Source organism: Ruegeria sp. CDSB117, assembly GCF_059611005.1.
In genome coordinates, this window is sequence record NZ_JBXWOS010000009.1 from 123,167 (window position 1) to 145,958 (window position 22,792).

General features: G+C 58.6%; 21 protein-coding genes. 15 read left to right on the forward strand and 6 right to left on the reverse strand.

The window, feature by feature from the left end:
• The first annotated feature begins 160 nt into the window (after positions 1-160).
• The 4 genes from AC2FJC_RS12235 to mdoH are packed head-to-tail and all read left to right on the forward strand — an operon-like array spanning position 161 to position 6,142.
• Positions 161-1,531 carry a tetratricopeptide repeat protein gene (locus AC2FJC_RS12235; protein WP_496739719.1) on the forward strand — a complete coding sequence of 457 codons (1,371 nt, stop codon included), beginning with the start codon at positions 161-163 and terminating at the stop codon, positions 1,529-1,531.
• A 32-nt stretch (positions 1,532-1,563) separates the two neighbouring features.
• Positions 1,564-2,781 carry an OpgC family protein gene (locus tag AC2FJC_RS12240; RefSeq protein WP_496739720.1) on the forward strand — a complete coding sequence of 406 codons (1,218 nt, stop codon included), beginning with the start codon at positions 1,564-1,566 and terminating at the stop codon, positions 2,779-2,781.
• Positions 2,778-4,277, forward strand: coding sequence for an OpgD/OpgG family glucan biosynthesis protein (locus AC2FJC_RS12245; RefSeq protein WP_496739721.1), 1,500 nt, complete (start codon positions 2,778-2,780; stop codon positions 4,275-4,277). Before AC2FJC_RS12240 ends, AC2FJC_RS12245 begins: the two co-directional genes overlap by 4 nt.
• The gene (mdoH, locus tag AC2FJC_RS12250; RefSeq protein ID WP_496739722.1) at positions 4,274-6,142 is read left to right on the forward strand and encodes a glucans biosynthesis glucosyltransferase MdoH; all 1,869 of its coding nucleotides are present in this window, start codon (positions 4,274-4,276) and stop codon (positions 6,140-6,142) included. Before AC2FJC_RS12245 ends, mdoH begins: the two co-directional genes overlap by 4 nt.
• On the opposite strand, the gene AC2FJC_RS12255 is transcribed toward mdoH, so the two are convergent.
• Both AC2FJC_RS12255 and AC2FJC_RS12260 read right to left on the reverse strand, forming a co-directional pair.
• Positions 6,143-6,958, reverse strand: a complete 816-nt coding sequence (locus AC2FJC_RS12255) for a CE1 family esterase (RefSeq protein WP_496739723.1) — start codon at positions 6,956-6,958, stop codon at positions 6,143-6,145.
• Complete coding sequence (locus AC2FJC_RS12260; RefSeq protein WP_496739724.1) at positions 6,955-7,428, reverse strand: rhodanese-like domain-containing protein; 474 nt, start codon at positions 7,426-7,428, stop codon at positions 6,955-6,957. The genes AC2FJC_RS12255 and AC2FJC_RS12260 overlap by 4 nt, the downstream gene beginning before the upstream one ends.
• A 218-nt stretch (positions 7,429-7,646) precedes the next feature.
• On the opposite strand from AC2FJC_RS12260, the gene AC2FJC_RS12265 reads away from it, so the two are divergent.
• The 7 genes from AC2FJC_RS12265 to selD are packed head-to-tail and all read left to right on the forward strand — an operon-like array spanning position 7,647 to position 15,739.
• Positions 7,647-10,517 carry a monovalent cation/H+ antiporter subunit A gene (locus AC2FJC_RS12265; RefSeq protein ID WP_058274193.1) on the forward strand — a complete coding sequence of 957 codons (2,871 nt, stop codon included), beginning with the start codon at positions 7,647-7,649 and terminating at the stop codon, positions 10,515-10,517.
• The gene (locus AC2FJC_RS12270) at positions 10,517-10,876 is read left to right on the forward strand and encodes a Na+/H+ antiporter subunit C (RefSeq protein ID WP_058274194.1); all 360 of its coding nucleotides are present in this window, start codon (positions 10,517-10,519) and stop codon (positions 10,874-10,876) included. The genes AC2FJC_RS12265 and AC2FJC_RS12270 overlap by 1 nt, the downstream gene beginning before the upstream one ends.
• A complete protein-coding gene (locus AC2FJC_RS12275) occupies positions 10,873-12,417 on the forward strand; it encodes a monovalent cation/H+ antiporter subunit D (protein WP_496739725.1) in 1,545 nt (514 codons plus the stop codon). Before AC2FJC_RS12270 ends, AC2FJC_RS12275 begins: the two co-directional genes overlap by 4 nt.
• Complete coding sequence (locus AC2FJC_RS12280; RefSeq protein WP_370247519.1) at positions 12,414-12,914, forward strand: Na+/H+ antiporter subunit E; 501 nt, start codon at positions 12,414-12,416, stop codon at positions 12,912-12,914. Before AC2FJC_RS12275 ends, AC2FJC_RS12280 begins: the two co-directional genes overlap by 4 nt.
• Positions 12,911-13,180: a K+/H+ antiporter subunit F gene (locus AC2FJC_RS12285; RefSeq protein WP_058274196.1), complete on the forward strand. Its 270-nt coding sequence runs from the start codon at positions 12,911-12,913 to the stop codon at positions 13,178-13,180. The genes AC2FJC_RS12280 and AC2FJC_RS12285 overlap by 4 nt, the downstream gene beginning before the upstream one ends.
• A 7-nt stretch (positions 13,181-13,187) precedes the next feature.
• Positions 13,188-13,574, forward strand: a complete 387-nt coding sequence (locus AC2FJC_RS12290) for a Na+/H+ antiporter subunit G (RefSeq protein ID WP_282119930.1) — start codon at positions 13,188-13,190, stop codon at positions 13,572-13,574.
• Positions 13,575-13,579: 5 nt separating this feature from the next.
• Positions 13,580-15,739, forward strand: coding sequence for a selenide, water dikinase SelD (gene selD, locus AC2FJC_RS12295; RefSeq protein WP_496739726.1), 2,160 nt, complete (start codon positions 13,580-13,582; stop codon positions 15,737-15,739).
• On the opposite strand, the gene mnmH is transcribed toward selD, so the two are convergent.
• The 3 genes from mnmH to AC2FJC_RS12310 form a co-directional block, all read right to left on the reverse strand.
• The gene (mnmH, locus tag AC2FJC_RS12300) at positions 15,730-16,782 is read right to left on the reverse strand and encodes a tRNA 2-selenouridine(34) synthase MnmH (protein WP_496739727.1); all 1,053 of its coding nucleotides are present in this window, start codon (positions 16,780-16,782) and stop codon (positions 15,730-15,732) included. The two genes, selD and mnmH, sit on opposite strands and share 10 nt — an antisense overlap.
• Before the next feature lie 42 nt (positions 16,783-16,824).
• Positions 16,825-17,490 carry an SOS response-associated peptidase gene (locus AC2FJC_RS12305; RefSeq protein WP_496739729.1) on the reverse strand — a complete coding sequence of 222 codons (666 nt, stop codon included), beginning with the start codon at positions 17,488-17,490 and terminating at the stop codon, positions 16,825-16,827.
• A gap of 140 nt (positions 17,491-17,630) precedes the next feature.
• Entirely contained in the window at positions 17,631-19,208 is a 1,578-nt protein-coding gene (locus AC2FJC_RS12310) for a bifunctional metallophosphatase/5'-nucleotidase (RefSeq protein ID WP_496739730.1), read from the reverse strand.
• A gap of 108 nt (positions 19,209-19,316) precedes the next feature.
• Here AC2FJC_RS12310 and AC2FJC_RS12315 point away from each other — a divergent pair, with 108 nt between their 5' ends.
• The 4 genes from AC2FJC_RS12315 to arsC are packed head-to-tail and all read left to right on the forward strand — an operon-like array spanning position 19,317 to position 21,476.
• Entirely contained in the window at positions 19,317-19,655 is a 339-nt protein-coding gene (locus AC2FJC_RS12315) for a DUF952 domain-containing protein (protein ID WP_496739731.1), read from the forward strand.
• Complete coding sequence (locus AC2FJC_RS12320) at positions 19,652-20,083, forward strand: DUF1330 domain-containing protein (protein ID WP_496739732.1); 432 nt, start codon at positions 19,652-19,654, stop codon at positions 20,081-20,083. Before AC2FJC_RS12315 ends, AC2FJC_RS12320 begins: the two co-directional genes overlap by 4 nt.
• Entirely contained in the window at positions 20,080-21,138 is a 1,059-nt protein-coding gene (locus tag AC2FJC_RS12325) for a quinone-dependent dihydroorotate dehydrogenase (RefSeq protein ID WP_496739733.1), read from the forward strand. Before AC2FJC_RS12320 ends, AC2FJC_RS12325 begins: the two co-directional genes overlap by 4 nt.
• Positions 21,135-21,476 (forward strand): arsenate reductase (glutaredoxin), encoded by a 342-nt coding sequence (gene arsC, locus AC2FJC_RS12330; RefSeq protein WP_496739734.1) that lies wholly within the window; start codon positions 21,135-21,137, stop codon positions 21,474-21,476. The genes AC2FJC_RS12325 and arsC overlap by 4 nt, the downstream gene beginning before the upstream one ends.
• Here the strand turns inward: arsC and AC2FJC_RS12335 are convergent.
• The gene (locus AC2FJC_RS12335) at positions 21,473-22,789 is read right to left on the reverse strand and encodes an MATE family efflux transporter (RefSeq protein WP_496739735.1); all 1,317 of its coding nucleotides are present in this window, start codon (positions 22,787-22,789) and stop codon (positions 21,473-21,475) included. The genes arsC and AC2FJC_RS12335 overlap by 4 nt on opposite strands.
• Positions 22,790-22,792: the final 3 nt, after the last annotated feature.

Consider the following 22,792-nt stretch of genomic DNA (forward strand, 5'->3'; position numbering starts at 1 on the left):
GCATGTTGCTGAAACATGCCCTTGAATCGGCGGTTTTTTTCAATTTTTGTCCACACGGCATTTCACCAATTCGAGAGCAGGGCCGATACTGATACGACCCGCCCACAGTCTCTGATACATCAAGTGCTGTAGATATTCTCGATTGGATCGGAACATGAACATGAAGCAAGACGTTTTCGGACAGATGAACACCCTCAGCCACCCGGCAAGTGCCGAGGCGTGGGATGGTGTTCTGCTTGGGTTCATGGCCCATGCCGCCGTTACGCCACAGCATCTTGGCAAAGTTCTTGAGCTTGAGCCCGATTTTGCCCTGGGTCACGCGATCAAAGGCTTGTTCATGGTCCTGCTGGGCCGCCGCGAGATGATGCCGGTCGCCGTCGAAGCAATGGCAGCCGCCAACAGCGCCATGGAACGTCAGCCGGTCTCGGCCCGTGAACGGCTCTATGTCGAAGCGCTGGGTCTGTATCTGGCCGACCTGCCCACGCAAGCCATCCAAAAGTTCGAAGAGATTCTGCGGGATCACCCACAAGACTCGCTGGCCATGAAACTCAGCCACGCGACAAGATTCGTACTTGGCGACTCGGAAGGGATGCGCCGGTCGATCGAGCGCGTTCTTCCCGCTTATGAACCCGATCATGCCGGCCGCGGTTACCTGCTGGGTTGTCATTCCTTTGCATTGGAAGAGACCGGTGCCTACGAAAAGGCCGAAATCGCCGGACGGCAGGCGCTGTGGATGGTCTCGGACGATGCCTGGGGTCTGCACGCCGTTGCACACGTGCATGAGATGACAGGCAACGCGCAGCTGGGCCTTGATTGGCTCGCGGGTCGCGAAGAGGCTTGGACCCACTGCAACAACTTCCGCTATCACGTCTGGTGGCACAAGGCGCTGATGCATCTGGATCTGGGTCAGGTCGATCAGGTGATGGAGCTGTATGACAACTACATCCGTCAGGACAAAACCGACGACTACCGCGATATCTCGAACGCCACGTCCCTGCTGTCACGGCTTGAGCTTGAGGGGGTCAACGTGGGCAACCGCTGGGAAGAACTGGCGGATCTCAGTGCGGCGCGGACCGAAGATGGTTGTCTGATCTTTGCCGATCTTCACTATCTTCTGGCCCTGACCGGCGACAATCGCCCAGAGGCGACCAGCAAGATGTTGCAGCGTATTCAGAAAGATGCGCAGCGCAATCACGGGGACACCCCGATCCGCATGTCCGATCCGGGCATTGCAGCCGCCAAGGGGCTTGAGGCCTTTGGCGAAGGCCTTTACGGCGACGCTTTCGACTTTTTATCAAACGCCCGAGCAGGTATGCAACTGGCAGGTGGAAGCCACGCCCAACGTGATGTATTCGAGCGCATCACAATTGATTCCGGCCTGCGCGCCGGCCGCCTGGATGCTGTCGAGCGCATCCTGGATGACCGTCGCGCCAAAAGAGCCGGGGGCGAAGACAATTACGCTCTTGCGCGCCGCACATTGATCGATGCGGCACGCGACAACGGAGACGCACAAAGCGTCCCGGCTGAATAACAAAAACTAAGACCAAGAAGGACAGAATACGTATGGCGACAGTTTCGCCCGCTTCTGATTTTGCGCCAGTGGCTGCCTCTGCGGCGGCCCCTGCCCGCACGCGCGACCCGCGCCTGGATTTCTATCGCGGTATCGCGATGTTCATCATCCTGATCGCCCATATCCCAAACGATCCATGGGCAAAGTGGATTCCCGCGCGGTTTGGATTCTCGGACGCGACCGAGATTTTCGTGTTCTGTTCGGGCATGGCTTCGGCGATTGCCTTTGGCGGAGCATTCCTGCGCAAGGGGTGGTGGATGGGCACCGCCCGCGTCTCGTTCCGCATTTGGCAGGTCTACTGGGCACATATCTGTCTGTTCTTCTTTGTCGCCATGTCAATGGCCGCGCTGGATCAATCGGGGCTGTTTGAAAAGACCTACGTTTCGTCTTTGAACCTGCAGCACTTCTTCAACGATCCGGCGCCTCAGATCGTGGGTTTGTTCACGCTGACCTATGTTCCGAACTATTTCGACATCCTGCCGATGTATCTGGTGGTTCTGGCAATGATGCCCATGTTTTTGGGCCTCTACCGGATCGGGTTCTGGGCGGTCGCCGCAGCATCTGTCGCGATTTGGCTGGTCGCGCAGACCGACGTTCTGGACCTACCGGCCGAGCCGTGGTCGGAGCGGCAGTGGTTCTTCAACCCCTTCGGCTGGCAACTGCTGTTCTTTACTGGTTTCGCCTTCATGCGCGGCTGGATACCTGCCCCACCGGTATCAAAAACCCTGATTTGGGCAGCAGCACTGTTCCTGATCTTTTCGATGCCTTTTGGTTCGTGGAAGGTATTCACATGGATCAACGCAGTGGCCCCAGATCTGGCTGACGAAATCCGCAAGGTCTGGCCGGTCACGAAAGAGTTCCGCGACAAAACCGATTTTGGCCTGTTCCGCTATCTGCATTTCCTGTCACTCGCCTATCTGGGCTGGGTTGTCGCTGGGGAACACGGCCACCGCCTGATCGCAACCGGTCAGGGTACCGCGGCCAAGGTCTGGCAATTCCTGCTGACCGTCATCACCAAAGTCGGGCAGCAATCACTGGCAGTATTCGTTTTTTCCATGGCAGCGGCACGACTTATCGGCGTCGGCCTGGACCTCAGTGGGCGGGATGTTGCCAGTGTTTTCATCGCCAACATGATTGGCTTTGCGATGATCATCGGCGTGGCATACATGGCCGCTTGGTTTAAGTCACAACCTTGGAAGTCTAAGAAATGAATTTTACACGTCGTGCATTTCTGATCTCAACGTCGGCGCTTGCATTTGCGCCCGCGACCTTCGCCACCGGCGGTGAGGTCCCATTTGACCGCAATGTCGTCATTGAGATGGCCCGCGATCTGGCCAGCCGACCTTATGCGGAACGCGAGATGGTGCCGCAGGAATGGCAGGATCTGACGTACCAGCAATACCGCTCGATCCGGTTCCGGCTGGACCGCGCGCTTTGGTATGAAACGGAAACGCCTTTCAACGTCGATTTTTTCACACCAGGCCTGTACTTCCCGCGCACTGTTAAAGTTGAAACCGTTGAAAATGGAATGGCTACTCCGGTCGCGTTTGATCTTGAGATGTTCGACAAATCCGAGGACGTCCCGGAACTGCCAATCGACGACACGCTGGGCTTCTCCGGCCTGCGATTGCGTACCGAAATGCACCGTCCCGGCAAGACCGATGAGTTCTGCGTCTGGCAAGGAGCCAGCTATTTCCGCGCTATTGGCCTGCATGAGGTCTATGGCCTCTCCGCCCGTGGTCTGGCCCTGAAAACCGGCGACCCGGATGGAGAGGAATTCCCCGAATTCATCCGATTTTGGCTGGAACGCCCAAAACCCGGCCAGCGCGATATGGTCGTCCATGCGCTGATGGACAGTCCCAGCGTGACCGGTGCGTATCGGTTTAATGTCACCGCCGGTGCGGACTGTGTGATGGATATCGAAGCCACGCTGTTCCCGCGCGAAGAGCTGACGCATGTGGGTATCGCCCCCGGCACGTCGATGTTCCTGTTCGATCAGACCAACCACAGCCGGTTCGACGACTTCCGCCCTGCCGTACACGACAGCGATGGTCTGTTGGTGCGCAACGGTGCTGGAGAGGTTCTGTGGCGGCCATTGGCGAACCCGACCCGCCTGCAGATTTCGTCGTTCGTCGACACCAACCCGCGCGGCTTTGGCCTGTTGCAGCGCAAGCGTGAGTTCTCGGATTACGCAGATCTTGAGGCAAATTATCACAAACGCCCCAGCCTGTGGGTCGAACCCGGTGCGGATTGGGGCAAAGGTGCGGTCACGCTGGTTGAAATTCCGGCGGATCAGGAAATCTACGATAACATCGTTGCCTACTGGCGCCCTGCCGAACCCTATACGGCTGGCGGCCAGGTCGACCTGTCCTATCGCCTGATCTGGGGGGATGAGTCCCAGCGCACACCGATGGCGCGCGTGATCAACACCGCGATGGGCGACAACACGTTTGGTGAAGGGCGTCTGGCCGTCATCGATTTTGAAGAAAGCGAGCTGTTCGACGACCCAGAGGCGATGACCATTTTCGTGGACTCGCCGCATGCTGAAACATCCGAAGGTGTGCTGCAACGCAACCCCGATACAGGCGGTTTGCGGCTGGCGTTTTCGTTCGAGCCCGGCGACCGCGACCATGTCGAGCTGCGCGCGCAGTTGCTGAAAGACAAACAGCCAGCCTCTGAGGTTTGGCTTTATCGTTGGACCTCATGACCAGAGACCTTCATATCATGCCGCCCGAGACGCCTCTGGCCATGCCCGCGCAGGATTTCAGCGCAGGGTTTCGGGATGCACAGGTTCCTGATGCCAAACGTCCCTCGGCCGGGTTCTGGCGTGCGCTGGCGTTTTCACCCGCAATGGCGGCGACACTGGGCCTGTTATGGGTGATGACGGACTGGTTCGACGCCGAAGGCATCAACCTGATCGAGGCCATCCTTCTGGCGCTGATCTCTTTCAACTTCTTCTGGATCTCCTTCACGGTCTGCACCGTGTTGCTGGGCATGGTCTCCCTGTCCCGGCAGGAGCGTCCCGTACGTCAGGGTTGCGCCCAACCGTTGCGCGTGGCCCTTTTGATGCCGGTCTATAACGAGGTGCCGTGGAATGTGCTGGGCAACGCCCGGACCATGCTTGAGGACTTGCAGGCGCGTGGTGGGCGGCACCACTATGCTATGTTCATCCTCTCGGACACCCGCGACCCCGAGATCGCCGCACAAGAACAAGCCAGTGTCGAGGCGCTGCGCACCACTCTCGCCCCCGGACTGGAACTGTATTACCGCCGCCGTGAGCAAAATACGGACCGGAAGGTTGGCAACATTGCTGATTGGGTCGGCCGATGGGGAGCGGATTGGGATGCGATGCTGGTATTGGACGCCGACAGTCTGATGACCGGTCGGGCCATCGCCCGTTTGACCGACGCGCTGGCGCGCGATCCGGGCGCAGGATTGATCCAAAGCTACCCTCAGCTTATTGGCGCGCAATCGGTCTTTGCGCGAATGCAGCAATTCGCCAATGGCGTTTATGGCATCGCCTTCGCCGAGGGGCTCGCGCGCTGGTGCGGTCAGGAAGGCAATTATTGGGGCCATAACGCCATTATTCGCACCAAGGCCTTCGCCAATTGCGCGGGGTTGCCAAAGCTTCGGGCCCTGAATGGTCAGGAAAAACTGATCATGAGCCATGACTTCGTCGAGGCTGGCTTGTTGCGCCGCGCTGGGTGGGGCGTGCGGTTCCTACCTCGCATCCGCGGGTCTTATGAAGAAACACCTCCGACACTGATTGACCACGCCCTGCGCGACCGGCGCTGGTGTCAGGGCAATTTGCAGCACCTGAAACTGTTGGGCTCAGCCGGGTTCCAGTCGGTGTCACGGTTCCACATGTTCCACGGCGCAGTCGGATATCTGATGTCGCCGCTTTGGTTTGCTCTGCTGGTGATGTGGGCGCTGATCGGTCAGGGTGAGGATGCCTCGGTCTTGCATTATTTCAGCCCAGACAATCCACTGTTCCCGCAATGGCCCGAGATGACGGAAACCCGCCATGTGCTGATCATTCTGGTCATGTACGCGATGCTGCTTGCGCCAAAGGTGCTGGGTGTTCTGGCCCTGCCGCTCAGCGGTGTGCGCTATGCCGAATTCGGTGGCGGGCGCAAATTCCTGACCTCATTCCTGGCCGAGGTTGTTCTGTCGATCCTCTACGCCCCCATTCTGATGGTGCAACAGATGATCGCCGTCATTCGTACCACCTTTGGTATCCAAAAGGGCTGGTCCCCTCAGGCGCGGGATGGCGGCAGCTATGGTCTGCGCACGCTGATCCTTTGCCACACGGTCGAAACCATCAGCGGCGCGGCCCTTAGCGCGGGCATCCTGTCCGGTCTTGTATCAGTCTGGTTGGCTCCGATCGCGATCAGCCTTGCCTTCGCAATCCCCTTGTCCGCACTCAGCGGCGTGTCAGCCGGTGCAGCGCGCCGTATGGTTGGCATGAAAGAGGACTTTAACGAGCCTGCAATCACACGCTCGGCCCGCCGCTACAGGGATGAGCTGAAGAAAGTGATCGAGGGTAAAGGCGTAATGACCCCTGCCGAGTGATCACCCACCCGGCAGACCTTCGTACCAGTCAATCATCATGTCAGCCCAGCCTTTGGGCACCGAATGACCACCGGGGAACAGCGCGAATTCCAGCGCGCTGCCCTCGTCACACCCGCTCCAGTATCGGCGCATGAAAGAACCAGTGGTCGAGAACCCGCTTGGCTTCGTATCAACGCAGCCATTTGCGATGCGCCAAATCTCGAGCCCGGCAAAGATGTCGCCCTGATGAAACCGGCCACCGCCCAACAAGCGCCCTTCCAGCGGCACCACATTGTCCGTCCAGCCATGGGTGTGGAACATCCGGATAGGCCCATCACAAGACTCAGGATCCGGACGCCAAAACCCGCCAGACACCGGTACATAGGCCGAGAATGTGTCGGGTGCCGCGCAAGCAAGGTAGTAGACCATGAAGGCCCCTGCCGAAAATCCGCCCAGAACGACCCGGTCCGTATCAACGCCAAACCGATCCGCGGCATTCTGAACCGCTTCGGTCAAAAAGGCGGTTTCATCGCGTCCTTCCCAACCCGGAAAGAAGTTCCAGCTTTGCCGCCCGTTGCGCTCCGACCCTTCTGGCGCCATTACAGCGTAGCCGCGCGCTAGCAGCGGTTCCACCATGCCACGGTTTTTCAAAGTACCGGTGGCGGTGCCACCATAGCCGTGCAGAAACACCACCAGTGGCGGGTTCTCATCCTCGGGCAATTCGATATGGTACCCGCCTGAGGCGGTTTCGCACATACCCTCCAGATCGGCACAGGCGGCCAGCCCCGACTGCCCGACCAGCGCCAAACCCGTTGCCAGTGTTAATTCCCGGATCATACTGCACTCCTGTCGTAGTCGCGAACCGGCAATCCGGCGCGTACCCATCCCGGCCCAGCGGCCGACCCCAACATGCCTTCGGGCACATCAATAATATTCGTAAATCCTGCCTCGCTCAGCCGGTTGCTCAACCGCGCCGAACGCACGCCCCGCGCACAGATCAACGCAATTGCCGCGCCCTTGTCACCTTTGACGAGCTGCGTCAGAGCGGGAATGAAATCGTCACGGCGCATGTCCAAATATTTCGCGCCCTCACCGATCCCAGTGGACTGCCACTCTTTCGGGGTGCGAATGTCCAGCAACAACACGTCCCCGGCCACGGCCTGCGTATGTGCATCCTGCACACTAAGTTGCCGTCCCGCATAGTCAGGCGGAATAAGCCGGTACTCGCGTATCGCAAATCCCCCCGCCACTGCGGCACAGCCTCCAATCAAGATCCACCTGCGGGATCGGTTTATGTTTCGGGCCACGTCGCACCCTCCTGACCTGACACCAGGTTTCTATCACAGCGCAGAATTGGAATCCGCGCCGAATTTATCCTGGCAGTTCAAGTTCACGTCATTTTTGCAGGCAAAAGCCGCAGCTTCGCTGTGTTGGCGCGCGGCAAATGAGTTGTATTAGCTGGACAGTAAGAAAATTATCCTTACAAAATCAGTACTACTTGACCGCCCAGAACGGAGTATCGCACTTGTCCCTATTCCTCATCGCGGCCCTTCCTTTTCTCGGCGCTGTTTTTCCAGCTCTTCTGATCAGGGCAGGACGAAATGCAGCTGCTTCTGCTGCTGGGTTGACCACATTTCTGGCGCTGATGGGTCTGTTGATCCACATCCCGTCTGTGATGCGAGGCGATGTTGTGACCGCCCGGTTCGAGTGGATACCAGCCCTTGGATTGAACGCAAATTTCATGCTGGATGGCTTGGGATTTTTGTTTGCTTTGCTGATACTTGGTATCGGGTTACTTATCATCCTCTACGCACGATTTTACCTATCGCGCGAGGACCCAATGGGGCAGTTCTACACCTATCTGCTGCTGTTTCAGGGTGCTATGGTTGGGATCGTTCTATCCGACAACATACTGCTTTTGCTCATCTTTTGGGAACTCACATCGCTTAGTTCCTTCCTGCTGATCGGATATTGGAAACACCTGCCCGAAGGACGTCAAGGTGCGCGGATGGCGCTTGCAGTGACCGGCTCTGGCGGGTTGGCGATGATCGCCGGGATGCTGATCCTGGGCAATATCGTCGGGTCTTATGACCTAAGCGTAATTTTGCAGAACAAAGAGCTGATCCAGGCGTCACCCTATTACCTGCCCGCGTTGATCCTGATCCTGCTGGGTTGCTTTACCAAGTCGGCGCAATTCCCATTCCATTTCTGGCTGCCCCACGCCATGGCGGCCCCGACACCGGTTTCTGCCTACCTGCACTCGGCCACCATGGTGAAGGCCGGGTTGTTCCTGATGGCCCGGATGTGGCCCGTTTTGGCCGGCACCGACGCTTGGTTCTACATTGTTGCCACAACTGGACTTATCACCATGCTGATGGGCGCGGTGATCGCTCTGTTCAAGGATGACCTCAAGGCCCTTCTGGCGTTTTCGACCGTGTCGCATCTGGGGTTGGTCACCATGTTGCTGGGCTTTGGCACAAAGATCGCCGCCGTAGCCGCGATATTTCACATCATCAACCACGCCACGTTCAAGGCTGCGCTTTTCATGACCGCAGGGATCGTGGATCACGAAACCGGTACGCGGGATATCAAGCGGCTGGGTGGGTTACGCCACCTGATGCCGATCACCTTTACAATTGGCACAATCGCTGCACTGTCGATGGCGGGCATACCGCCCCTGAACGGGTTTCTGTCCAAGGAAATGATGCTGGAAGAGACCGTTCACACCACATGGCTGCACTCTCATTATCTTGTACCGGGTCTGGCATTGTTGGCGGCGCTGTTTTCAGCGGCCTATTCCTTCCGGTTTGTCAGCCACGTGTTCCTAGGTCCGGAGCGTCATGATTACCCGGCCCATCCGCATGATCCACCCGTCGGTCTGTGGCTGGCGCCTGCCTTCCTTGTCGTGCTGGTGGTACTGATCGGACTGAACTCTGCCGCCATCGTGGGCCCATTGGTCGCTGTTGTATCCAGCGCGGTGATTGGCGGTGAGAAGCTGCCGTATTATTCGCTGAAATTGTGGCACGGCTTTACGCCTGCCCTCTATATGTCCGTGGTCGCGACACTGGGCGGTTTGTTCCTGCTAAGCTTGCATCGGCATGAAGAGAAAATCTGGAATGCCCTGCCGCGTCCAGAGGCCAAGGTGATCTTTGATACTGTGATCGGCGTGCTGACAAGACTAAGTCGTTTGATCACCGATACTTTGCACAACGGCGTCCTCAGCCGTTACGCGATCATTATGATCGGTTTCACCCTCGCGCTGGGTTATTATGCCTATACAACCGGCACGATTGGCCCCGAAACGCGGGAGGCGCTGCCCATTCAGATCATACCGCTTATCGGATGGATCTGCCTTGTGGGTGCAACGCTGGCGATTATGTGGTTCCACCGCAATCGCCTGTTGTCGTTAGTACTGATTGGTGTTGTCGGCCTGATCGTTTCGATGGCCTTCAACTATCTGTCCGCCCCGGATCTGGCGCTGACGCAGATCTCGGTCGAAGTGGTCACGATGATCCTGCTGCTGTTGTCACTGAACTTCCTGCCCACGGATACGCCCTGGGACAGCAGCGCCGCGCGCCGCTGGCGCGACGCTGCAATCTCAGTCGTGGCGGGCATTGGTTCGGGCGCGCTGATCTATGCGCTGCTGCTGCGGGATTTTGCCTTTCCGACGATTTCAGAATTCCATCTGGCGAATTCGTACAAAGGTGGTGGCGGCACCAATGTGGTCAACGTCATCCTCGTGGACTTCAGGGGTTTTGATACCTTTGGCGAAATCATCGTTCTGGGTATTGCCGCGCTGATCATCTTTGCCCTGACCGAGGCTGTTTTGGGCACCAATGTCCGCAGCTATCTGCTGAACCGGAAACCGCATTGGCCACAGTCGGGGGACTCGCATCCGTTGATGATGGTGGTCGTCACCCGGATGATGATGCCAATCGCGCTGATGGTCGGGGCTTACATCTTTTTCCGGGGCCACAATCAGCCGGGCGGAGGCTTCATCGCGGGCCTTGTCGTCGCAATCGCCTTCCTGATGCAATACATGGCCAGCGGCTATACTTGGGCCATCGAACGCCAGAGGTTCTACTACCATGGCTCCATCGGCTGGGGCGTGCTGATTGCCGCGGCCACGGGTCTAGGTGCGTGGTTTAACGATCGTCCGTTCCTGACCAGCGATTTTGGCTATATTCACTGGCCACCGCTGGAAGAGTTCGAATGGGCCACCGCCATCCTGTTTGACACCGGCGTTTTCCTGGCTGTTCTGGGGGCGGTGATGCTGGCGCTGGACAGCCTGTCTAGGTTCGCGTGGCAACCGGGCATGGCGCAGGAATTCCCGATGGATATCAACCCATTGCGGGATAATCCGCCGCAAGAAGAAGAAAACAAGGAGCAGGTCTGATGGAAGCGCTCGTAGCCTCTGCCGTTGGCGTCATGACTGCTGCCGGGATATTCCTGATCCTGCGCCGCCGGACCTTCCCTGTCATTCTGGGTTTGTCTCTGCTGACTTACGCCGTGAACGTGTTCCTATTCGCAACGGGCCGATTGGCTTTGGACGCGCCTGCCGTTTTGAACAAATACAAAGAGGTGCCCTATACCGATCCGCTGCCGCAGGCTTTGGTGCTGACGGCCATCGTGATCTCGTTCGGAATGACCGCTGTGATCGTGATGATCGCACTCAGCGCCTACCTGTCCTCGAAGGATGACCATATCGACATGAACGCCAATGACAGCGTCGACGCGCCGGGAGAAGACGCATGAACCATTGGATCGTTGCGCCAATCGTCTTGCCCGCGATTCTGGCCCCGTTCATTATCATGGTCCTGCGCTTTCACTTGGACCTGCAACGCATCTTTTCGGTCGCTGGTGTGGTGGCCCTGTTGGGGATTGCCCTGACCATCACCGCACAGGCGGCAGGCGGCGATATTCAGGTTTATGAGCTGGGCAACTGGCCCGCGCCCTTTGGCATCGTTCTGGTATTGGACCGGCTATCAGCCATGATGGTGCTGCTGACGGCGCTGTTGGCTTTGCCGATCGTTCTTTATGCGATCGCGTCCGGTTGGGACGACAGGGGCAAACACTTCCATGCCCTGTTCCACTTTCAGTTGATGGGCGTCTGCGGCGCATTTCTGACCGGCGATGCCTTTAACCTGTTCGTTTTCTTCGAAGTTCTGCTGATCGCGTCCTATGGCCTGATGACGCATGGGGGCGGTGCAGTACGGCTGAAGGCAGGGGTGCAATATGTGGCCTATAACCTGCTTGGGTCGACCCTGTTCCTGTTTGCTTTAGGCACGCTTTATGCCGTCACCGGAACGTTGAACATGGCCGACTTGGCCGTGCGGGTGGCCGAATTGCCAGCGGATGACACCGCCCTGCTGCGGGTTGGTGCAGTTTTGCTGCTGCTGGTGTTCTGTATCAAGGCCGCCGTCTTGCCGCTGCATTTCTGGCTACCCGCGAGCTATGCCAGCGCGCCCATGCCAGTAGCCGCCCTGTTTGCGATCATGACCAAGGTTGGCGCCTACTCGATCCTGCGGATGTACACACTGGGCTTCGGCCCAGAGGTTGAGGCTACGCAGGGGCTTGTTGGTGCTTGGTTGCAACCCGCCGCTTTGGTGACGCTGGCCGTTGGTGCCATCGGCATTCTGGGCACACAGCATATCGCGCGTATGGTGGCGTTCTGTGCCATCACATCGATGGGAACGTTGCTGATCGCGATCTCGCTGTTCACTGAGACGGCGACGGCAGCAGCGTTGTACTATGTCTATCACTCAACCCTGGCGACCGCGCTTATGTTCCTGGTCGCCGATCTGGTGATGGAGCGGCGGGGCGGCGTGATTGCCCCAACAGCTCCGATGCCGCAAACGGGTCTGATCTCGGCCCTGTTCTTCGTGGGGGCCATTGCGCTGGCGGGTATGCCACCGCTGTCGGGCTTTATCGGCAAACTGCTGGTTCTGGATGCCGCGCGCGACGCCCCGGATGCAAACGCTATCTGGGCCGTAATCCTAATCGGTTCCTTCGTCACAATCGTGGGTCTTGTCCGGGCGGGCTCATTGATCTTCTGGAAAAGCCATGATGCCCAGCACAACACCGAAATGAATCCGGAGAACGAAGAAGAAGCCCAGCCCGTACCTGCGCCCGAGCCGAACCCCGCCCTGACCTTCACGGCCGTGTTCGCAATGGCAATAGGCCTTGTTCTACTGACGGTGTTTGCCGGGCCTGCGCTGGAGTATACCAACAAGACGGCGGAACAATTGTTCACACCCGAAAACTACATCGCAGCCGTATTGGGAGGCGACGCATGATCAGACTTCTGCACCGGATTTTTCCGCACCCGCACCTGACGTTCCTGCTGACCATCGTGTGGGTCCTGCTGGCCAATAACTTGACGCTGAATTCGCTGGTCTTTGGCCTGATCCTGGGCATCATTATTCCCTTCATCACACAGCCCTACTGGCCTGATCGTCCAAAGCTGCGCAACTGGCCCATGGTCGTTGAATACATCCTGGTTGTGCTTTGGGATATCGTGATCGCGAACATCACCGTTGCCCGCATCATCCTGTTCAAACGCGACGCAGATCGTCAGCCGGCCTGGATCTCGATCCCGCTGGAATTGCGCACACCTGAGGCTATCACAGTGCTGGCAGGTACGATCACCATGACCCCCGGAACCGTCAGCAGCGATCTGTCTGCGCAGGGGCATAATCTTCTGGTGCATTGTCTAGATGCCCCCGATCCTGATGCAGTGCGCGACCAGATCAAAAGCCGCTATGAGCGTCGCTTGAAGGAGATTTTCGAATGATCGACATTGCAATCGCCTTTGCATTCGCCTGCTTCGGCGCGGCCATTATGATGTGCCTTTGGCGGATCATCACCGCAGACGGCGTCGGCACCCGCGTTCTTGCGCTGGATACGATGGTCATCAACACGATCGCTCTGTTGATCCTATATGGTCTGACTCTGGGAACAGAAGTGTTCTTCGAATCTGCCATGATCATTGCCATGCTGGGCTTTGTCTCAACGGTTGCCTACGCGCGCTTCATGCTGCGTGGCAATATCATTGAGTGAGGGTGGTATGAGTTTCATCATAGAACTTCTGATCGCCTTCTTCCTAGTTGTCTCAGGCATCTTCGGCTTTGTCGGGTCCTACGGCATGATCAAGCTGAAAGACCCGATGTCCCGCCTGCACGCCCCCACCAAGGCGACGACCCTGGGTGTGGGTGGCGTGTTGCTGGCATCGATCTGCCACTCGGTTCTGATCGAACAGCACCTGTCGCTACACGAACTTCTGATCACACTATTCCTGTTCCTGACCGCTCCGATCACGGCCCTGTTCATTGCCAAATGGCACATTCACCGCCATGAAAAGCCCAGTGATCTGCCAGATGCGGGCGAGGATGAACTTTGGGCCACGCACGCTGTTGAGCAGGTCGAAGACGTCCCTGATCACAGCAAATCCTGAGTTTGATGCACCACCCACCGCTGCCCCTAACCCGCGATCTGGTTCTAATCGGCGGCGGTCACACTCATGCATTGTTGCTGCGCAAGTGGGGCATGAACCCCCTGCCCGGCGCGCGGGTGACGGTGATCAACCCCGGCCCAACCGCGCCATATTCGGGAATGCTGCCGGGCTTTGTCGCCGGGCACTACGCACGTCAGGACCTGAACATAGATCTGGTCAGACTAGCCCGCTTTGCCGGCGCGCGGATCATTCTGGGCGCGGTTTCCGGTATCGACCCAGAACGGCGCGAGGTTCATGTGCCAGACCGTCCCCCGGTGGCGTTTGACGTGGCTTCAGTCAATGTGGGTATTACATCGGACATGCCCGACGTGCCCGGTTTTGCCCAGCATGCGGTTCCGGCCAAACCGTTGGGCCCGTTTGCTGCCAGATGGGCAGAATATCTGGAAAGATTGGGTGAAGCCTCGGTCGCTGTCATCGGCGGCGGGGTGGCCGGTGCCGAGCTTATCATGGCTATGGCCTTTGCCTTGCGCACCAAGGGGCGCACCGCGCACCTGACCCTGATTGACAGCGCACATGTCCTGACGGCGACTCATCCCAAATCCGCGCAGACCATTCGCAAGGCAATGGCTGATCTGGGTATCGAAGTGGTCGAACAGGCATCTGTTTCGCACATCGCCAAGGATCACGTCGCATTGCAAGATGGCCGCCAAATCGCGGCCAGCTTTGTAACTGGTGCGGCAGGTGCAAAACCCTATGACTGGATCGCGAATACAGGGCTGGACCTTCAGGACGGCTTCATCCGCGTCGACGGGCACCTGCAGTCCAGCGATACTGCGATTTTTGCAGCGGGCGACTGCGCACATCTGAGCGAAAATCCCCGCCCCAAAGCAGGTGTCTATGCAGTCCGCGAAGCCCCCGTTTTGTTCCAAAATCTAAGGGCCGCCTTGGGGTCAGGTGCCATGCGGCGGTATGAGCCGCAAAAGGATTACCTCAAGCTCATATCACTAGGCGGCAAGTCTGCATTGGGAGAACGGCTGGGGACCTCGATCAGCGGGTCGTTGATGTGGAAATGGAAAAACCACATCGACCAGAGTTTTATGGACAAGTTTCGCAACCTGCCGCAGATGAAGCCTCCGGCCTTGCCCCGCCATCACGCCGCTGGTTTAACCGAAACTTTGGGCGACAAACCCATGTGCGGCGGCTGCGGTGCCAAGATCGGGCGCGGCGCGCTGCAATCTGCGCTTGCCGATCTGCCCTCCCCTGTTCGTGCGGACGTGACACCACTGCCCGGCGATGATGCCGCCCTGTTGCAGACCGGGGGTGCTCGGCAGGTCATGACCTCGGACCATCTACGCGGTTTCGTGGACGATCCCGCATTGATGACGCGCATTGCAGCGGTTCACGCGCTCGGGGATATCTGGGCTATGGGAGCCCGCCCACAAGCCGCTACGGCAACGATCATCCTGCCCCGCATGTCGCCAACCCTTCAGCATCGCACCATGGCCGAGATCATGGCAACGGCCAGCGACGTCATACGTAACGCTGGGGCCGAGATTGTCGGCGGGCACAGCTCGATGGGTGACGAGATGACGATCGGGTTCACCCTGACTGGCCTGTGCGACGCCGACCCGATCACACTGTCCGGCGCGGCACCTGGTGATGCTTTGATCCTGACCAAACCATTGGGCAGCGGCGTTCTGATGGCCGCAGAGATGGCGGGCGCAGCAAAGGGCGAATGGGTTGCGGCCGCCCTTGCACATATGGTGCAACCACAAGGCAGGGCTTCGGAAGTACTGGCAGATGCACATGCGATGACCGATGTAACGGGATTTGGTCTGGCCGGGCACCTGCTGGGCATGACCGAGGCCGCGGGTTGCGGTGCCACCCTTGATCTGGAGGCAGTTCCGGTTATGGACGGCGCGCAGGAACTGGCCGCGCAGGGCATCCGGTCAACCTTGTTCAATGACAATCGTGCGATTACGCCCGAACTACCGACGGGCGGCAAAGCTGACCTGCTGTATGATCCTCAGACGGCCGGAGCTTTATTGGCCGCGGTACCAGCAGATCAAGAACAGATGATCTGCGAAACTTTGCGCGAAGCGGGATATCCTGCCGTAATCATTGGGCACATGACCGATGCGCCGGGGCTTCGCGTTCAAAGCTGACCCAGAATGGCTTCGATCTGCGCTGCTGTTGCAGACAAGCCAGCATCATCCAGCGCTGACGCATGGATATTTGCGATAACGTCTGACCTGCGCACGCGGCTGGACTTACTATATGCAGGATCATAATGCTGTTCGATCAACGCCTGAGTCAGTGCGCGTTTGTCACCAGCGTCAATCATGTCCAGCCAACCGTCCACCACGTCATGCCCGCGATGAAACCGCAGCGGGGAAAGGCGGTCACGGAGGCGGTCAGAGTCCGACAAAACGTCATCATAGGCGGATACCAAGTAGTCCGAACGCGCCTGAACGGAGGCTGTTATCTGGATGCGAGGGGCTTGACGCAAGACCGCCCAAAGCGTCGGCGGCAAGATCAGAGACCCGATTTTGGACGACTCCGCTTCAACTACCACGGGGCGCGACATGTCCAGACGGCACAGCGCAGACGACAGGGCAGACTCGAACCCCTTTTGGCTGGGTTGGCCGCCGGGCATTTCACCCAGCAAGGATCCACGATGGTTAGCCAAGCCTTCCAGATCCAGAACCTGAACACCACGTACGGCAAGATGCGCCAACAATTCGGTCTTGGCCGTGCCGGTATAGCCGTCCAACGCAATCAGGTGATGCGGTAGCGGGTCATCATAAAGATACCGTTTCACCAACCGGCGATAAGTTCGATAGCCACCTTCGACCACTTCGGCCCGCCAGCCGATCTGTTGCAGCATCCAGGTGAATGACCCTGATCTTTGCCCCCCTCGCCAGCAATACACCAGCGGCCGCCACCCGCCTTCATGATGGGACAGGCTGTTCTCGATGTGATTGGCCGCATTCCGAAACACCAGCGCGGCCCCCAGTTTGCGCGCCAGAAAGGGGCTTTCCTGAACATAGATCGTGCCGACACGGGCGCGTTCCTCGTTGTCCAAAACGGGAAGGCTAATGGCACCGGGAAGATGGTCCTCGGCAAATTCCGCCGGGCTGCGCACGTCGATCACCGTATCGAATTCATGCGCGTAGAGATCGGGCAGGCTGTCGAATTTCAGAACCATGTCAGAGGTCTATCCCGCAAAGCCGTGAATGAAAAGGCAGGGCTAAGTTTCGATCGGTTCAATCAATTCCGGCCCGCTGGCGCGGTTAGAATTCACGGTCGGATCGACCCGATGATAGTTGAGGATATCGTCGGCCCCCGGCTGCATGAGGCACGCGGCCCCCTTTCCGGCCTCCCCCAGCCACAGCGGCAAGTCATCGGGTTCCAGAATCAAAGGCATGCGATGATGGATCGCGCTGAGGTGACGGTTGGCCTTCGTCGTGACGATGGCGCAGGTGCCCTGCCGCGCATCTTCAGGCCCCCAATCCTGCCAAACACCGGCAAAGGCAATCGGTGCGTTGTCCTGACGGGATATGTACCACGGTAACCGGTCGCCTTGTTCCGTCTTGGTCCATTCAAAGAACCCCGTCGCGGCGATCAGGCAGCGGCGTTCCCGGCATGCAGCGCGAAAGGCGGGCTTTTCGGCAAGCGTTTCCGCCCGCGCGTTGATCAGCAGAGGTCCTGCGTTTTCCGCCTTGTACCAATGGGGCAAAAAGCCCCAGCGCAGCGGATCAAGCGTGCGCCCGTTTTCGCCCGCGCGCACAACATGCACCTGATTGGTCGGGCAGACGTTGAAATTCGGCACCGCAGGCAAAGTGTTAGCCGGGCGCGCCGAAAAAAGCTGCGCCATTGCATCGTTGGGAAGTGTGACGGCAAACCGTCCGCACATAGGCCTTGTCCCTTTTTCAGAAATTGTAGGTTAATGTCGCCCGCGCCGATACCGAGTGGAACACCATCAAGCTGTTTCTGACCATAAGACTGAAAAGGCCGCGTCAAACGCGGCCTTTTGGTTTGTTCATCGAAGCAGATTTACTTCTGCTTGATCCGCCCATCCAGATAAGGCGTGTAAGGCGCGTTTTCGGCCAGGTATTCCGCCGTTACATCGGCCAGATCAGGGCCAAAGTCATAGGCGTTCTTGTCGTCGCCCGAGAACATCTTGTAGCCGTCGCCGCCATTGCGGACATAGTTGTTGGTGACCACCAGATAAGTCGCGGCCGGATCGATGGGAACAAACCCGTCTCCGTCGGCAACCATGACCTCAGCGATACGCCCTTCGTTCGGTGCGACTGCCGGGTCCCAGGTGAAGGTCAAACCTGCCACCTGCGGAAAGCGGCCTTTAACCTCTTCAACCTGGCTGACGCCGTTCTCAAGCGCATCGATGACGCCCTGGCCGCTGATCTCAAAGGTCGACAGTGTGTTCTGGAACGGCAGCACGGTCAGCACTTCGCCCATGGTCACGTCGCCCGGATCGATTGAGGCTCGCAGACCGCCCGAGTTGGCAATCGCAATCTTGACGCCCTGATCCGCAACCCGAGCCAGCATGGCGTCGGCTACAAGGTTGCCCATCTGGCATTCCTGAACGCGGCAAACAGCGCGGTCGCCTTCAATGGCATCGGCAGAGCTTGCAACCACCTTGTTGCGGATTTCATCCAGAGGTACCGCCAGCTCGGCAATACGATCCAGAGCCGCCTGATCCTCGGTAACGGTGTTGTCCATGATCAGCGGCTCACCAGCAGCCGAGACCACGTTGCCGTCATCGTCAAAGGTCACATTCAGCTCACCCAGGAATTTGCCGTAGGCGTAGGCCTGAACGATCTGAACGCCGTTGACGACGGTCGGGTACGGGCCGGCGGCCTTGTCCGAAGTGTTCGACAGATATGTGTTCGAGTGGCCACCTACGATCACGTCAACTCCGGTGGTTTCCTGCGCAACGCGCTGATCCACACCGTAGCCCGAGTGGCTGAGAACGATGATCTTGTTGACGCCTTCACCGGTCAGCTTGTCAACCTCGGCCTGAACCGCAGGCACCGGGTCCGAGAATGAGATATTCGGACCGGGCGAGGCAAGCTCATCAGTGTCGATAGGTGTCAGGCCGATCAGGCCGATCTTTTCGCCGCCAACTTCGATCACGGTCGATTTTTTGATCTTGTCGGTCAGCAACTCTTCGTCCGCAATATCCGCATTGGACATCAGAACAGGGAAATCGACCGAGTCGATAAAGCCGCGCAGAACCTCGGGGCCGTCGTCGAATTCGTGGTTACCCACTGTCATCGCGTTGTAGCCCAGCTTGTTCATAAACTCGGCCGCGACCTTGCCCTTGTAGTAGGTGTAGAACAACGATCCCTGGAACTGGTCTCCGCCATCAACCAGAATCGAGTTTTCGGCACGCCCACGTGCCTCCTCGACCGCAGTGACCAAGCGCGCGGAACCGCCAAAGCACTTGCCTTCGGCATTGTCTTCATCACCGCAACCGCTGTCGTATTTGTTGATCGGCTCAAAACGCGAGTGGAAATCGTTGGTGTGCAGAATCGTCAGTTTGTACTCGGCAAATGCCATGCCTGCGGTCAGGCTGAGCACCGCAGCAGATGTCAAAAGACGGGTGAGCATAGTTTAACTCCCTATTGTTAATTGCGGAGATGTTGCGACGCGCAACGCCGAGAGTCAAAGGGGGAAATCCGGCTTGATTCTACCCGTGGCCCGGTGCATCACGACCGCATGCTGATTTACAAAATTTTTCGGGCCGATGAATGGGCCACGTTACGGGCGCAAGGCGCATCAGACGGGGCGCCGATTGATGTCTCTGACGGATATGTTCATTTCTCGACTGCCAAGCAGGCGGCAGAAACAGCCGCCAAACATTTTGCCGGGGTCGAAGGGCTGACCCTGCTGGCGTGTGACGCCGATGCGATGGGCGACGACCTGAAATGGGAGGTTTCGCGGGGTGGCGCGCTTTTCCCGCATCTTTATCGGCAGATCAAAATGACCGATGTTGTCTGGTCGCGCGCCCTGCCCTTTGATGGAACCGCTCACCAGTTTCCCAAGGATATGGAATGAGCAATTTTGTCGATCCGGACCGCGCCCAGTTTGAGGCCTTCAAGGACCTTGATCGGGACCACCCGATCGAGATGCTGAACTTGTTGAAGTTCCGCGACGCTGCTGAGTATCCTGCAGGGCACAAACTCGTGGATGCCGGGCTGACCGGCGCGCAGGCTTACGGCAAGTACGGCTCGGAAACCGCTCCGATCATAGCGCGCCTTGGCGCTTCGATCCTGTGGCGCGGCGTGTTTCAGACGACTCTGATCGGCCCGCAGGACGAAAACTGGGACGCAGTTTTCATCGCCCGCTATCCCACAGCGCACGCGTTTCTGGAAATGGTGACGGACCCGGTTTACCAAATGGCCGTGGTGCACCGTCAAGCCGCCGTCGAAACCTCGCGCCTTATACGATGCGCCCCTACCAGTGGCGGAGAGGCATTCGGATGAAACTGACTGAAAAACTGGGGCTGGCAGCCCTGCACCGCATGGATCCTGAGACAGCTCACGGATTATCGATCAAGGCGCTAAAGGCCGGATTGGCCACTGCGTCGGGTCCAGTGACCTCCAATCGGTTGCGCACCGAAGTGGCGGGATTGGACCTGCCGAATCCCGTTGGCCTGGCCGCAGGATTCGACAAGAATGGTGAGGTACTTGCGCCTCTGTCTCGCGCAGGGTTCGGGTTTATTGAGGTCGGTGCCGTGACCCCGCGCCCGCAGCCCGGCAACCCGAAACCACGTCTGTTCCGCCTGACCCAGGACATGGCCGCCATCAACCGGTTCGGATTCAACAACGAAGGCATGGAGGTCATGGCCCGCCGTCTGGCTGACCGTCCAAAGGACGCGGTGATTGGCCTGAACCTGGGTGCCAACAAAGACAGCGATGACCGCCCCGGCGATTTCGCCAAGGTCCTGGCCCATTGCGCCGCGCATCTGGATTTTGCCACGGTCAACGTCTCATCTCCGAATACGGAAAAACTGCGTGATCTTCAGGGCAAGGCGGCCCTGAGTGCGTTGCTAAGCGGCGTGATTGAGACACGCAACACACTGCCCCGCCCCTTGCCAATCTTCCTGAAGATTGCTCCGGATCTGACCGAAGGCGAATTGCAAGACATCGCCGATGTGGCCCGCGAAACCGGCGTGGATGCGGTGATTGCCACCAACACAACCCTGTCACGCGATGGTCTGCGCAATGCCCATAAGGGTGAAGCAGGCGGTCTGTCCGGCGCACCGTTATTCCAGAAATCGACCCGCGTTCTGGCACGTCTTAGCCAGTTGACCGACGGGCAAATCCCGTTGATTGGCGTTGGCGGGATCGGGACGGCAAAGCAGGCTTACGCCAAGATCTGCGCCGGGGCTTCGGCCGTGCAGTTCTATACGGCCATGGTCTATGGCGGCATTTCACTGGCCGCAGAAATTGCCGAAGGTCTGGATGACCTGCTGGCGCAAGACGGGTTCACTTCGGTCGCAGAGGCCGTCGGCAGCAAAAGAAAGGACTGGCTGTGATTGAATATTGGCATAACCCGCGCTGTTCAAAATCCCGCGCAGGTCTGGCGTTGCTGGAAGAAAAAGGTACGACCGTCAAGGTTCGCAAATATCTGGAGGATGCGCCGTCGTCTGATGAGCTGCACGCGGTGTTGTCCCAATTGGGAATTTCGGCCATCGAGATGATGCGGACAGGCGAAAAGCGGTTCAAGGAACTTGGCCTGTCAAAAACGACACCCGAGGACGAGCTGATCCAGGCTATGGCGGAAAACCCCATCCTGATCGAGCGTCCTCTGGCCATTGCCGGCGACAAGGCCGCGATTGGTCGCCCGCCCGAAAACCTGCTGTCGCTGCTTTAAGCGATCTGCGCTTCCAGCTTAGGGTATCGCCATCCCAACGTGACCCCGCGCACGATGTTCAGGACCATCAGCGCGGCCCAAAGCCCATGATTACCGAACGTCGGCACCAGCAGGAACAGGGCCACCACATAGATCGCGACGGACTGGATCATCGCCTGCCGCATTGCGCGGGTCCAGGTCGCCCCGATATAGATACCGTCGAACATCCAGCTGGCTACGCCGATCACCGGCGCAAGGGCCGCCCAGAGCAGAAACTCCCGCGCGGCAATCCGTACTTCCGGTGAGGTTGACATCAGATCAATCAGGGATGGTCCGGTTAGAAAGAACACAAGACCCAGGGCAAACGCACCTCCGACGCCCCATTGCGAGGCCATGATCGACGCGCGCCGTACCTGGGCCCGATCACGCGCGCCGACCGCACTGCCCACCAGCGCCTCGGCAGAGAAGGCGAAACCGTCCAAGGCAAAAGCCGTGATCTCAAGAAATTGCAGCAGCACCTGATTTGCCGCCAGATTGACGTCCCCCAGATCTGAACCAACAAACAAAAAAGTGGTAAACGCGCCGGTCAAAAGCACCGAACGCACCATGATGTCGCCGTTCACCTGCATCATTCGGCGCAGACGCGCTGGGTCAAAGATCCTGGGCCAGTCGCGCCACTGATTTCCGGCGAAAGCGTCGTGGCACAACCAGAGACCAAGCGCCAACCCGGTCCATTCGGCGATGAGCGTCGCGATGGCGACACCTTCGACGCCCCAGCCAAGGCCAAGAACAAACCAGAGATCCAGAACGATGTTCAGCCCGTTCATCCAGATCTGCAAAACGAACACACCCTTGGTGCGCTCTACCGCGATCAGCCAACCTGTCACGGCAAAAAGCGCGATCGTAGCCGGAGCCCCCCAGATACGGATCTCCAGATAGGCGCGGGTCAGAGATTCAACCTCTGGACTGGCTGGAGACAGGGCGAACGCCCCCCAGAACAACCAGACCTGCGTCAGTATAAAGAACAGACCCGCCGCGCCGCCCAGCAACAGCCCGCGCATCAGCAAGGCTCCGGTTTCCGCCGTGTCCCCTGCACCACGTGCCTGGGCAGCAAGACCGGTTGTCCCCATACGTAGGAACCCGAACACCCAGTAGATGGTGGCCAGAATAACGGCACCCATGCCGACAGCGCCTATCGGGGCCGCCTGCCCCAACTGCCCCACAACACCAGTGTCCACCGCCCCCAGTATTGGCACCGTCGCATTGGACAATACGATCGGCGCTGCAATCCGGAGCACCCGCTTATGCGTAATGGGTGCCGAAGCGTCCTGCATAGC